The sequence below is a fragment of the Streptococcus mitis genome (assembly GCF_000960005.1).
In the GTDB taxonomy this organism is placed as follows: Bacteria; Bacillota; Bacilli; order Lactobacillales; family Streptococcaceae; genus Streptococcus; species Streptococcus mitis_CK.
The window spans coordinates 667,682-680,510 of the sequence record NZ_JYGP01000002.1; the positions used below are offsets into that span (position 1 = coordinate 667,682).

The window sequence follows — 12,829 nt, forward strand, 5'->3', positions numbered from 1 at the left end:
CAATTTAATTTCTGACTCAAGATAGACTCAATTCATGTCAAAACACTTCAGGATAGACAGTTTCAGACTATCTAACATCTAGCCTTCTACTATTCTTTACAAACTTTCGAGCCAAGCTTCATCTCGAACTTCAATACCAAGTTCTTGTGCTTTTTGAAGTTTACTTCCAGCATCTGCACCTGCCACGACGAGGTCGGTCTTTTTAGAAACACTGCCAGTCACTTTAGCACCCAAACTTTCGAGTTTATTTTTAGCTTCTGAGCGCTTGAGCCGTTCCAATTTTCCAGTCAATACAACGGTCAAACCTGACAAGGCCGCATCTGCCACTACCGTCTGTCCTTTATAGTCCAGATTGACCCCAGCTTCTTTCAATTCTTTGAGGAGAATTTCAGAGCCTTCTGTCGCAAAATATGTCTGAAGACTCTTGGCAATCACACTACCCAGACTTTCAATACTAGCCACTTCATCTGAATCTGCCTGAGCCAGATTTTCAATCGAGTGGAAATGTTGAAGTAACAGCTGACTGGCCTTGCTTCCGACATGACGAATGCCCAAACCAAACAAGAGCTTTTCAGCAGAATTTTCCTTAGATGCTTGGATGGCCTGATACAGTTTAGCAGCAGACTTTTCCTTAACCCCCTCTAAAAGGAGGAAATCTTCTTCTTTCAAACGGTAAATATCCGCCACATCCTTGACTAAATTAGCAGCGAAAAGCTTCTCAACAATAGATGGACCAAGTCCTGTAATATTCATAGTATCTCGAGAAGCAAAGTGAATCAAACCTTCCATAATTTGGGCAGGGCAACGTGGATTGATACAACGGAGAGCCACCTCATCTTCAAAATGAAGCAAGTGACTGTCACAACTTGGGCAATGTGATGGAATATCTAGTTTTTCTTCAGAAAGACGTTTAGACTCTACCACACGCAAAACAGCAGGGATGATGTCACCAGCCTTATAAACGATAACCGTATCGTCTTTGCGGATATCTTTTTCAGCAATATAATCCACATTGTGCAGGGTCGCACGGCTAACAGTCGTACCAGCTAGTTGTACTGGTGTGAGATTTGCAGTTGGCGTGACAACTCCAGTACGACCTACTGTCCAATCAACTGATAAGAGTTTAGCTTCTTTTTCCTCAGCAGGAAACTTGTAGGCTACTGCCCACTTTGGAGCCTTGACGGTAAAACCGAGTTCTTCTTGGCTTGCTAAATCATTGACCTTGATCACCACCCCATCGATATCATAAGGCAGATTCTCCCGTTCCTCTCCTACTTCTTGGATAAAATTCCAGATTTCATCTATATTTTCAGCCAAGATTCGCTTAGGATTGACCACAAAACCAAGCTGTTCTAGGTGCTTCAAAACCTTTTCTTGACTATCACGAGTTGAAGGGCTGGCTTCTTGATAGAGGAAAGTCGCAAGATTGCGCGTGGCAACTACTGCTGTATCCAACTGTCGCAGAGTGCCTGCTGCCGCATTACGAGGATTGGCAAATTCAGACTCTCCATTTTCTTGGCGAGCTTGGTTAACCTGGTCAAAAGAAGCGCGTGGCATATAACATTCCCCACGAACCGTGATATCAAGTTCTTCTGGCAAGGTCAAAGGAATGTCCTTAACACGCTTAAGATTTTCTGTTATATTCTCCCCAACAGAACCATCACCACGTGTTGCCCCAGCAACCAAAATCCCCTTTTCATAAGTAAGCGAGATAGACAAGCCATCGATTTTCAGCTCACAAATATAGGTCGGATGAGCCACTTCCTTACGAACACGCGCGTCAAAAGCTTCAAGCTCCTCACGTGAAAAAGCATCCTGCAAACTATAAAGAGGATACTGATGACTGTATTTTTCAAAACCATCTAAAACCTTGCCACCAACACGATGGGTAGGACTGTCTGCTAGCACTTGATCTGGATAGGCAGTTTCTAACTCAACCAACTCTCGGTAAAGGCGATCATACTCACTGTCTGAAACCGAGGGATTATCGCTGGTATAGTACTCAGTCGCATAGCGATTGAGCAAGGCGACCAACTCATTCATTCTTTTATTCATAAAACTATTTTACCATAAATTAAGCCCTTCTCACAAACGAGAAGGGCGGAAAAAACACTTAGATTGGAATTATTTTTGAAGTCCAAGCAAACTTATGTCTCTTTTTCAAAATGAGTTCGTACATAGCCTAGAGCTAAGAAGGATAAGGCGACAACTCCAAGTCCAATAATCAAGAAAGAATAAAGATGGACACTTGGAAGAAAGGTCATCAAACCTTTCGCAATCGGCATAAAGAGAATTGCCAGTGTAAAAATGGTACTCAATACCCTACCCAAATATTCTCCATCAATCTTGGTCTGTACCTGTGTAAAGAAGTGAATATTAAAAATCGTCATAAAGAGTTCACAAATCAGGTTTCCAGAAAAGGTTAAAATATTGGGCAGTGGCAAACCCATCATGAAAACTCCTACTCCTGTTAAAATCAATAAGAACAAAAGTGTATTCATACTTGATTTAAATTTATTTGCTATCAGTGCTCCTATAATTGAGCCAATCGCACCCATGGTTAAGATAGTCGCATAAGCACCTTGTACTCCATATAGTTTATTTGAAAAAGGAAGCAAAAACTCAAAAGCCGCAAAAAAGAAATTAACGCTGGAAGCTACCAGCAAAAGGAAGAAAATTTCTTGCTGATGCCAGATATAGTGTAACCCATCCTTGATATCTACAAAAATATCTCTCCCAGTAAAAGCCTTTTTCTCTTGAACTTTTGCTTCCTCTTTTGGAAGGAAAGCCACTAGAATAAAAGCAATGAAAAAAGTCAGCGAGTCTAGCAGTAGCGTCATATGGAGACTTGCGAATTGTAAAACCAGAAAAGAGAGTACAGGAGAACTCACACTGACAACCTGCAAGACCAACTCCAAACGAGAATTGTAGAGGACCAGTTCATCCTTCTCTACCAATTCTGTGATAATGGCCTTATTTGCTGGTCTAGAAAAGGCAAAGGCAATCGCCTGCACAATATTAGCCCCAATCAAAGCTCCAATCATCCAGCTGTCATTCCTTATAAAAGAAATAGCCAGACAAAGAATCCCACACACAAGGTCTGTCACCATTAAAATCCTACGACGAGAAAAACGGTCTGAAATGACCCCGCCAAAGGGATTTACGAGAATAGATGTGACGAGTTCAGAAATCTGATACATTCCTAAAACAGTCTGGCCTATAGATCCCATGGAAGCCAACCAGACACTATTTCCATAATCATAGAGCATATTCCCTATCTTGTTAACAGCTCCACGGCTAATCAACTGTACGGCATAGCGATTCATATAAAAACTCCTCTCAAATTTTGAAACTATTGTATCAAAACCGAAAGGAGCTTTTTATTTTTTCCCTTATTTGGGAAAATTAATCTTTGACAAATTTTTCGTAGTGTTCCTGATAGTAGGCTACTTGCTCTGGAATACCTAGCACATCAAAAATATGCATAGCCTCTTGCATCTGGCTACAACCTTCTTTACACTTTCCTTTTTGATATAAGGCAAAACCTTTGAGGTAATGTAAAATATTTCGTTCATACAGACTAATGTTTTTACCAATAATCTTCTCTGTATAAGTCTCAAAATAGCTTGCATTGTCAAAAGAGAGATACTCTAAACAATGCTGGTAACAATTGAGGGCCAAAATCAACACTAATCTCTTATGGCGACCAATCTCTTGGTAAAATTCCTCCCTCTCCATAACTTCTCTACCAATCCGAGTGACATACTCCACATCGTAGAAACTATAGAGGTTACCAAACAGAATCAACTCATACATGGTCCATTCTTCTGTTTTGAAGAGATAATCTGCTACCTTATCCAAATCATCCTGCTTCATCTCATAACTCGCATCTCTTTGACAAATCAAACCTTGTAGCAAAATCCAGTTCAGCTCAAAATAGAGTGGATTTGTCGAACTCTTAGCCTTTTCAAGTTGTTCTTCTTGAAGCTTTTGAAAACCTGCAATATCATTTGAATAATAAAGGGGTACAATTTGTCCCATCATGGCAACATGTTCATGATTGTGAAAATTCCTTGCCTTATCCATAAAATTTTCGATTGTTACATGAATGTTATCCAAAATCTCAAAGAAACGTGAGACTGCTAGGTCAGAGTCCCCAAGCTCAAAGCGAGATAACTGAGAAGTAGAGCAAGACTCCCCTGCTGCCTCCTTTAAGGAATAATTGCCACTTGTTCGAAATTCACGAAATACTTTTCCAAGATGTTCCATTTTTACACCTGCTCTGATAATTCTTCCCATTCAAGCATAGCTTCTTCCTGACGATGGCTGATTTTGTCCAGCTCAGCCTGCAATTCCATCAGTTTACCGGCATCGTTTGTTTCCAACATTTGTTCAGAAATGGCTTGACTTTGACTTTCTAACTCTTCGATTTCAGCTTCTAGATTTTCGATTTGTCTCATGAGCTTGCGAACTTCTTTTTGACTTTCTTTCTGGGCCTGATAATCATTGACTGAACTTACTTCATTTGCTTGATTGTTAGTTGAAGCTTCCTCTGTCAGACTGACTTCCATTTCAGCCTTTTTATCGACATAATAGTCATAATCTCCCAAGTAAAGAGTTGAACCATTTTCAGACAATTCCAGTACATGAGTTGCCACACGATTGATAAAGTAACGGTCATGGCTAACGAATAGAAGAGTACCATCGAAGTCAATCAAGGCATTTTCCAACACTTCCTTGCTATCAATATCCAAGTGGTTGGTCGGCTCGTCCAGAATCAGGAAGTTGTTGTTTTCCATAGACAATTTAGCCAAAAGCAAACGAGCTTTCTCTCCACCTGACAACATACCAACTGATTTTTTAACATCATCTCCTGAGAAAAGGAAGGCACCTAGACGGTTACGGATTTCAACTTCTGGTGTCAGTTTAAAATCATTCCAGAGTTCATCCAGTACAGTATTACTTGGTGTCAGCTTGCTTTGAGTTTGGTCATAGTAACCAACCTCAACATTAGCGCCAAAGCGCTTCTCACCCTTGATAAAAGGAATCTGGTCCACAATAGACTTGATAAAGGTTGACTTGCCAATACCATTTGGACCAACGATGGCAACAGCATTCATCTTACGAAGGTCTAGGTTAATCGGTTGAGACAGGACTTCCCCATCATAGCCAATAGCCGCATTTTCAACAGTCAATACAACATTACCAGACGTTTTTTCAGACTGGAAGGTCATATTGGCTGATTTCTTACCAGCTTCTGGCTTGTCCAAACGCTCCATTTTTTCCAGTTGTTTTCGGCGAGATTGGGCACGTTTAGTCGTTGAAGCTCGTACTAGATTGCGGTTGACAAAGTCTTCCAGAGCGGCAATTTCCTTTTGTTGCTTTTCATAGTTTTTTGCTTCAGTAGCTAGCTTTTGCTCCTTCAGCTCAACAAAACGAGAATAATTGCCCACATAGCGATCCAAAGAATGCTTGGTCAAATCCAGCGTAATCGTTGCAACCTTGTCCAAGAAATAACGGTCGTGGCTGACGATAATGAGGGCTCCGCTATAATTTACCAAGTAATTCTCTAGCCAGGCTATAGTTTCAATATCTAAGTGGTTAGTTGGCTCGTCCAAGACCAAGAGATTGGGCTTCTCAAGTAGCATTTTAGCAAGTGCCAAACGAGTATTTTGGCCACCAGAAAGCTCAGCAATTTTCATCTGCCACATAGATTCGTCAAACTTGAATCCATTCAAAATCGCTCGAATATCAGCTTCATAGGTAAAGCCACCTGCTTGGCGAAAATTTTCAGATAAGCGGTCGTAATCTGACATCAGTTTATTCAAATCATCACCAGACTTTTCACCCATCTCCAACTCCATCTGACGAAGTTGTTTCTCCGTCCGACGTAAGTCATCAAAGACATGAAGCATCTCATCGTAGATGGTATTTTCAGACTTAAAACGGCTATCTTGGGCTAGGTAAGACAGAGAAATATCTTTTTTCTTATTGATTTCTCCACTAGTTGGCTCCTCTTCTCCAACTAAAATCTTCAAAAGAGTAGACTTACCTGCTCCATTTTTCCCAACAAGGGCAATTCGATCTCGTTCATCAACTTGTAGGTTAATATTATCAAAAAGAACCTCTCCTGCAAAAGAACGTTCAATTTTATTAGCTTGTAAAATAATCATACAAACAGTATAGCATGTTTCCCTAAGGCATTCAAGACTTGATAAACCGGCATATGTCACTACTTTTCTGAAAATTATGCTACCGTTTTACTAAAACGCTAAAAAGTGCTATAATGTGAACGGTTAAAACAATTTACAAAAAGGAGAATTTCAATGTCTTACCAAGAAAATTACCAGAAATGGGTTGATTTTGCGGAGCTTCCTGACTACCTTCGTCAAGATTTGGAAAATATGGACGAAAAAACTAAGGAAGATGCCTTCTATACAAATCTTGAATTTGGTACTGCGGGTATGCGTGGCTTGATTGGTGCTGGTACAAACCGCATCAACATCTACGTTGTTCGCCAAGCTACTGAAGGATTGGCTCGTTTGATTGAGTCTAAAGGTGGAAATGAAAAAGAACGTGGTGTGGCAATCGCCTACGATAGCCGTCACTTCTCACCAGAGTTTGCCTTTGAATCTGCTGCAGTTCTTGCTAAACATGGTATCAAATCTTATGTATTTGAAAGCCTTCGTCCAACTCCAGAACTCTCATTTGCAGTTCGTCACCTCAACTGTTTCGCAGGTATTATGGTCACAGCCAGCCACAACCCTGCTCCATTTAACGGTTACAAGGTTTACGGTGAAGACGGTGGACAAATGCCTCCACACGATGCGGACGCGTTGACTACTTATATCCGTGCTATCGAAAACCCATTTGCAGTTGAAGTTGCTGATGTGGAAGCTGAAAAAGCTTCTGGCTTGATTGAAGTTATCGGCGAAGCTGTTGACGTAGAATACCTTAAAGAGGTTAAGGACGTAAACATCAACCCAGCCTTGATTGAAGAATTTGGTAAAGACATGAAAATTGTCTATACACCACTTCATGGTACTGGTGAAATGTTGGCTCGTCGTGCTCTTGCCCAAGCAGGATTTGACTCAGTTCAAGTCGTTGAAGCACAAGCAACTGCTGACCCTGACTTCTCAACTGTAAAATCTCCAAACCCAGAAAGCCAAGCAGCCTTTGCCCTTGCTGAAGAACTTGGTCGTCAAGTTGGTGCGGATGTTCTTGTCGCAACTGACCCTGACGCTGACCGTGTTGGTGTTGAAGTTCTTCAAAAAGATGGTAGCTACCTCAACCTTTCAGGTAACCAAATCGGTGCTATCATGGCTAAATACATATTGGAAGCCCACAAAAACGCTGGAACTCTTCCTGAAAATGCAGCCCTATGTAAATCTATCGTATCAACTGACTTGGTAACGAAGATTGCTGAAAGCTACGGCGCAACTATGTTCAACGTCTTGACTGGTTTCAAATTCATCGCTGAAAAAATCCAAGAATTCGAAGAAAAACACAACCACACTTACATGATGGGATTTGAAGAAAGCTTCGGTTACTTGATTAAACCATTCGTACGTGATAAAGACGCTATCCAAGCTGTTCTCGTCGTTGCTGAGCTTGCTGCCTACTACCGTTCACGCGGTTTGACACTTGCTGACGGTATCGAAGAAATCTACAAAGAGTACGGCTACTACGCAGAAAAAACTATCTCTGTTACCCTTTCAGGTGTCGATGGTGCTGAACAAATCAAAGCGATTATGGCTAAGTTCCGTAACAATGCTCCAAAAGAATGGAACGCAACAGCTATCACTGTCGTAGAAGACTTCAAGGCACAAACTGCTACTGCTGCTGACGGTACTGTTACAAACTTAACAACTCCTCCAAGTGATGTGTTGAAATACACACTTGCTGACGGTTCATGGATTGCTGTTCGCCCTTCAGGTACAGAACCAAAAATCAAGTTCTACATTGCAGTTGTAGGTGAAACCAACGAAGAATCACAAGCTAAGATTGCTAACATCGAAGCAGAAATCAATGCTTTTGTAAAATAAAGTCCTATAAAAGATGAGACCAACCAATCTCATCTTTTTTTCGTATCAAATCTAAGCAATTTTAGAAACTTTATGGCATACTAGACATATCAATGAAAGCGAGGTAATCTCATGGAACAATTTTTAGATAATATCAAAAACCTTGAAGTCACTACAGTTGCGCATGCTCAAGAAGCTCTTGATAAAAAAGAAACTGCAACCTTCTTTATCGGTCGCAAAACTTGCCCTTACTGCCGTAAATTTGCAGGTACTTTAGCAGGTGTCGTAGCTGAAACCAAAGCTCACATCTACTTCATCAATAGTGAAGAAGCAAGCCAACTCAATGAGTTGCAAGCATTCCGTTCACGCTACGGAATCCCAACTGTACCAGGCTTTGTCCACATCGCAGATGGACAAATCAATGTCCGTTGCGACTCTTCTATGTCAGCACAAGAAATCAAAGATTTTGCTGGATTGTAAAAGATATATAAAAAGAAGGCGCTCGCCTTCTTTTTTATATGTCTGTCAAAGGTGTTGCGGTATCTGGTGAGGTATCATAAACCTTAAAGTCTACTCCAACTCCCAGATCAGCTTGTGCTAGCTGATTAACCATGGTCATGTGAGCCAGTTCCTTGATATTGTTTTCCTTAGATAAATGCCCAAGGTAGATCTTCTTAGTGCGGTTTCCCAAGGTACGAATCATAGCTTCAGCACCGTCCTCGTTAGAAAGGTGACCGAGATCCGATAGGATTCGTTGTTTGAGTCGCCAAGCGTAAGAACCTGCTCGCAAAATCTCTACATCATGGTTGGACTCGATAAGATAGCCATCTGCATTTTCGACAATTCCTGCCATTCGATCACTAACATAACCTGTATCAGTCAGCATGACAAAACTCTTATCATCCTTCATAAAGCGATAGAATTGCGGTGCAACCGCATCATGGCTAACACCAAAACTCTCAATGTCGATATCTCCAAATGTTTTGGTTTTACCCATCTCAAAAATGTGCTTCTGAGATGAATCCACTTTGCCAAGATACTTGCTATTTTCCATAGCCTGCCAGGTCTTTTCATTGGCGTACAAATCCATACCATACTTGCGAGCCAAAACACCCACTCCATGAATATGGTCAGAATGCTCATGCGTAATCAAGATGGCATCCAAGTCCTCTGGTTTGCGATTTATTTCAGCAAGTAAGCTGGTAATTTTCTTGCCCGACAAGCCTGCATCCACTAAAAGCTTCTTTTTTGGAGTTTCCAGATAAAAGGAATTTCCACTGGAACCCGATGCTAAAATACTATATTTAAAGCCTGTTTCACTCATTCTAGTCTTCTACTTCATCCTCCCATACTTCTTCTTTCACTGCATCCTTATCATAAGGGAGTACAATGGTAAAAGTTGAACCCTTACCGTATATACTCTTGGCCCAAATAAAACCATTATGTTGTTTGATAATTTCTTTGGCAATAGACAGTCCCAATCCTGTTCCACCTTGGGCACGACTTCTAGCACGATCCACACGGTAGAAACGGTCAAAGATACGTGGCAAATCCTGCTTAGGAATACCCAATCCTTGGTCTGAGATGGATAAAATCATCTGATCATCAGTCGTCTTCATGGTCACTGTGATTTTTCCACCATCTGGAGAATATTTAATGGCATTGTTGAGAATATTATCAATCACCTGTGTCATCTTGTCTGTATCAATTTCAATCCAGACAGAGGTAATCGGATAATCTCTGACCAATTCATATTTCTTTTCTTCGTCTGATCCCCTCATCTTATCAAAGCGGTTAAGGATAAAGGTAATAAAGGCAGTAAAGTTAATCAGTTCCACATCTAGGTGACTGGTCGCATTATCAATCCGTGAAAGATGGAGGAGATCCGTTACCATTCGCATCATACGGTTAGTTTCATCTAGAGATACCTTGATAAAGTCTGGTGCGACAGGTTCTGACAAGGCCCCCTCATCCAAGGCTTCAAGATAGGATTTTACGCTAGTCAGTGGAGTCCGTAACTCATGACTAACATTGGAAACAAAGAGTCTCCGTTCACGCTCTTCCTTCTCTTGCTCCGTTGTATCATGCAGAACGGCAACCAGACCTGAGATAAAACCAGACTCTCGACGAATCAAGGCGAAGCGTACACGAAGGCTCAGATATTCACCATTGGCATCCTGAGAATCAATCATGAGTTCAGGAATTTGGGTAATCAAATCACGAAGTTCATACTCATCTTCAATCTTAAGCAATTCTAGAATACTTTTGTTTAAAACATCTTCCTTCTGAACGCCTAGCTGTTTCTTAGCCATGTCATTAATCATAGTAATCTTACCACGACGATTGGTCGCGAGGACTCCATCCGTCATGTAAGATAGGATACTATGTAATCGTTTACTCTCTTGTTCCAGATTTTCTTGGGTTAGACGAATTACTTCTGATAAATCATTGAGATTATTGGTAATATTAGTGATTTCAGAGCTTCCCTGCATATCCAATACCTGAGAATAATCTCCCGCAATCAGATCTTTAACCTTTTGATTGATTTGCTTCAACCGAATATTATCTCGCCGATTTTCCAGCAAAAGCAAGGTAACAATCAAGATAAAACCCAATAAAATTAAAATGAAGATAAAATCACTAGTAAGAATATTTTTTCTAATAAATTCAATCATTATTTCTCATATAATAACCAACACCGCGACGTGTTAGGATATACTCTGGACGACTTGGTGTGTCTTCAATCTTCTCACGCAAACGTCTGATAGTTACGTCAACAGTCCGAACATCTCCAAAATAATCATAACCCCAGACCGTTTCAAGCAAGTGTTCACGCGTAATTACTTGACCGATATGAGAAGCCAAGTGATACAAAAGCTCAAATTCACGGTGAGTTAAGTCTAGTTCTTCACCGTATTTCTTAGCAACATAGGCATCTGGAACAATCTCCAAGTCCCTAATTTGCAAGGGTTGAGTTTTATTTTCATCTGATTCTTGATTATCTACAGAAACCAAGTCCGTACGACGAAGAAGAGCTTTAACACGCGCCTGTAACTCACGATTTGAGAAGGGTTTGGTTACATAGTCATCCGCCCCAAGCTCTAAACCGATAACCTTATCAAATTCACTGTCTTTAGCCGACAGCATAATAATAGGCACACTACTTGTCTTGCGAATAGTCTTCGCAACTTCTAAGCCATCAATTTCTGGAAGCATCAAATCCAGAATAATAATATCTGGCTGCTCTGCTTCAAATTGCTCTAGCGCTTCACGACCGTTAAAAGCAGTTACAACTTCGTAACCTTCCTTGGTCATATTAAACTTGATAATATCTGAGATTGGTTTTTCATCATCTACAATTAATATTTTTTTCATATGTTCACCTTTTTCTCTACTATTATACCAAAAAAATAAAAAGAAGACACAATAGCTAGTCTTTGCTACTGTCTAAGTTGGCTTGTGCATAAGCCTGCCAGATTTTTTGTTGGGGTTTGGCAAGTGGGTAATTCTTAAACTCTTCTGGTGAAAGCCAGCGAACTTCCCTATCTGAAAAATCATGGAAGTCAGTCACCTGACCTGCTACAATTTGAACATGCCATTTACGATGACTAAAGACATGCTTGACAGTCTCAAAATAAACATTAAGCCAATCAACATCTAGGTCATAGTCCTGCTGGAAACTCTCCTCTGGACTGGGACCAAAGTTCACACTTTCTTCTGCAACCTGATGGAAGAGGTCAAACTGCTCCTCTTCCGAAAAGTCATCTACTTCTACCAGTGGGAAATGCCAAAATCCTGCCAACAACTTTTCACTTTCATTTTTTTCAAGTAAAAATTGTCCCTGAGAATTGTTCACAACTAAGGCTTTAAGATAAATAGGAACAGGCTTTTTCTTTGGAGCCTTAACTGGATAACGGTCCATTGTGCCATGCTGATATGCCGCACTAAAGTCCTTAACTGGGCTTTCTTCTGGTCTGGGATTTACAGGTGCCTCAATATCTGAGCCCAAGTCCATCAAGGCTTGATTAAAGTCACCTGGCCGTTCTGGGTCAATCAGGATTTCCATCATTGCTTGAAAAATTTTGCGATTGCTTGGAATGCCAATATCGTGGTTGACTTCGAACAGACGGGCCAAAACACGCATAACATTACCATCTACAGCTGGCTCAGGCAAGTTAAAAGCAATACTAGAAATGGCTCCTGCTGTGTAAGGGCCAATTCCTTTTAAACTAGAAATTCCTTCATAGGTGTTTGGAAATTGGCCACCAAAGTCAGTCATAATCTGCTGGGCTGCAACCTGCATATTACGAACTCGAGAATAATAACCCAAACCTTCCCAAGCCTTCAACAAACCTTCTTCAGGCGCATTCGCCAAACTTTCCACTGTTGGAAACCAGTCCAAGAAACGTTCATAGTATGGAATAACTGTATCCACCCTAGTCTGCTGGAGCATAATTTCAGAGACCCAGATATGATAAGGATTCTTACTCCTACGCCATGGTAAATCTCTTTTATTTGCATCATACCAGTTGAGAAGTTTCTCACGAAAAGAAATGATCTTCTCCTCCGGCCACATGACGATACCGTATTCTTTCAAATCTAACATATCTCTAGTATAACACAGAAGATTCTAACTGTCCTTTTCCTAGTATTAATACTCTTCGAAAATCAAATTCAAACCACGTCAACGTCGCCTTGCCGTAGGTATGGTTCCTGACTTCGTCAGTCTTATCTGCAACCTCAAAGCAGTGCTTTGAGCAACCTGCGGCTAGTTTCCTAGTTTGCTCTTTGATTTTCATTGAGTA

Annotated in this window: 10 protein-coding genes; 2 read left to right on the top strand and 8 right to left on the bottom strand. The window is 40.8% G+C overall.

Translation table 11 applies throughout. The features are described 5' to 3' along the window. Window positions 1-96 precede the first annotated feature (96 nt). The 4 genes from ligA to abc-f all read right to left on the bottom strand — a co-directional run bounded on the left by ligA (window position 97) and on the right by abc-f (window position 6,173). Window positions 97-2,055 (bottom strand): NAD-dependent DNA ligase LigA, encoded by a 1,959-nt coding sequence (gene ligA, locus TZ90_RS04670; RefSeq protein ID WP_045611746.1) that lies wholly within the window; start codon window positions 2,053-2,055, stop codon window positions 97-99. A 92-nt stretch (window positions 2,056-2,147) separates the two neighbouring features. Next, a complete protein-coding gene (locus TZ90_RS04675; protein ID WP_045611747.1) occupies window positions 2,148-3,326 on the bottom strand; it encodes an MFS transporter in 1,179 nt (392 codons plus the stop codon). Between the two features lie 79 nt (window positions 3,327-3,405). Next, complete coding sequence (locus TZ90_RS04680; protein WP_045612571.1) at window positions 3,406-4,269, bottom strand: Rgg family transcriptional regulator; 864 nt, start codon at window positions 4,267-4,269, stop codon at window positions 3,406-3,408. A gap of 2 nt (window positions 4,270-4,271) precedes the next feature. Continuing rightward, a complete protein-coding gene (abc-f, locus tag TZ90_RS04685; RefSeq protein WP_045611748.1) occupies window positions 4,272-6,173 on the bottom strand; it encodes a ribosomal protection-like ABC-F family protein in 1,902 nt (633 codons plus the stop codon). 153 nt (window positions 6,174-6,326) lie between these two features. On the opposite strand from abc-f, the gene TZ90_RS04690 reads away from it, so the two are divergent. Both TZ90_RS04690 and TZ90_RS04695 read left to right on the top strand, forming a co-directional pair. Continuing rightward, window positions 6,327-8,045: a phospho-sugar mutase gene (locus TZ90_RS04690; RefSeq protein WP_000121686.1), complete on the top strand. Its 1,719-nt coding sequence runs from the start codon at window positions 6,327-6,329 to the stop codon at window positions 8,043-8,045. 111 nt (window positions 8,046-8,156) lie between these two features. Beyond that, a complete protein-coding gene (locus TZ90_RS04695) occupies window positions 8,157-8,504 on the top strand; it encodes a DUF6568 family protein (RefSeq protein ID WP_045611749.1) in 348 nt (115 codons plus the stop codon). A gap of 34 nt (window positions 8,505-8,538) precedes the next feature. Here TZ90_RS04695 and TZ90_RS04700 read toward each other — a convergent pair whose 3' ends face one another. Genes TZ90_RS04700 through mutY form a run of 4 tightly spaced genes read right to left on the bottom strand, consistent with a single transcriptional unit; the run spans window position 8,539 to window position 12,630 of the window. Beyond that, the gene (locus TZ90_RS04700) at window positions 8,539-9,348 is read right to left on the bottom strand and encodes an MBL fold metallo-hydrolase (protein ID WP_000004964.1); all 810 of its coding nucleotides are present in this window, start codon (window positions 9,346-9,348) and stop codon (window positions 8,539-8,541) included. A gap of 1 nt (window position 9,349) precedes the next feature. Beyond that, window positions 9,350-10,699 (bottom strand): cell wall metabolism sensor histidine kinase VicK, encoded by a 1,350-nt coding sequence (vicK, locus tag TZ90_RS04705; RefSeq protein WP_045611751.1) that lies wholly within the window; start codon window positions 10,697-10,699, stop codon window positions 9,350-9,352. Continuing rightward, window positions 10,692-11,399, bottom strand: coding sequence for a response regulator YycF (gene yycF / locus TZ90_RS04710; RefSeq protein WP_045611753.1), 708 nt, complete (start codon window positions 11,397-11,399; stop codon window positions 10,692-10,694). Before yycF ends, vicK begins: the two co-directional genes overlap by 8 nt. A 55-nt stretch (window positions 11,400-11,454) precedes the next feature. Next, window positions 11,455-12,630, bottom strand: coding sequence for an A/G-specific adenine glycosylase (gene mutY, locus TZ90_RS04715; protein WP_045611754.1), 1,176 nt, complete (start codon window positions 12,628-12,630; stop codon window positions 11,455-11,457). Window positions 12,631-12,829 lie beyond the last annotated feature (199 nt).

Excerpts from the sequence above, each read along its gene's own strand:
- vicK (WP_045611751.1), bottom strand. The coding sequence starts at position 10,699 with ATGATTGAATTTATTAGAAAAAATATTCTTACTAGTGATTTTATCTTC.
- TZ90_RS04700 (WP_000004964.1), bottom strand. The coding sequence starts at position 9,348 with ATGAGTGAAACAGGCTTTAAATATAGTATTTTAGCATCGGGTTCCAGT.
- TZ90_RS04690 (WP_000121686.1), top strand. The coding sequence starts at position 6,327 with ATGTCTTACCAAGAAAATTACCAGAAATGGGTTGATTTTGCGGAGCTT.
- TZ90_RS04680 (WP_045612571.1), bottom strand. The coding sequence starts at position 4,269 with ATGGAACATCTTGGAAAAGTATTTCGTGAATTTCGAACAAGTGGCAAT.
- abc-f (WP_045611748.1), bottom strand. The coding sequence starts at position 6,173 with ATGATTATTTTACAAGCTAATAAAATTGAACGTTCTTTTGCAGGAGAG.
- TZ90_RS04695 (WP_045611749.1), top strand. The coding sequence starts at position 8,157 with ATGGAACAATTTTTAGATAATATCAAAAACCTTGAAGTCACTACAGTT.
- mutY (WP_045611754.1), bottom strand. The coding sequence starts at position 12,630 with ATGTTAGATTTGAAAGAATACGGTATCGTCATGTGGCCGGAGGAGAAG.
- TZ90_RS04675 (WP_045611747.1), bottom strand. The coding sequence starts at position 3,326 with ATGAATCGCTATGCCGTACAGTTGATTAGCCGTGGAGCTGTTAACAAG.
- ligA (WP_045611746.1), bottom strand. The coding sequence starts at position 2,055 with ATGAATAAAAGAATGAATGAGTTGGTCGCCTTGCTCAATCGCTATGCG.
- yycF (WP_045611753.1), bottom strand. The coding sequence starts at position 11,399 with ATGAAAAAAATATTAATTGTAGATGATGAAAAACCAATCTCAGATATT.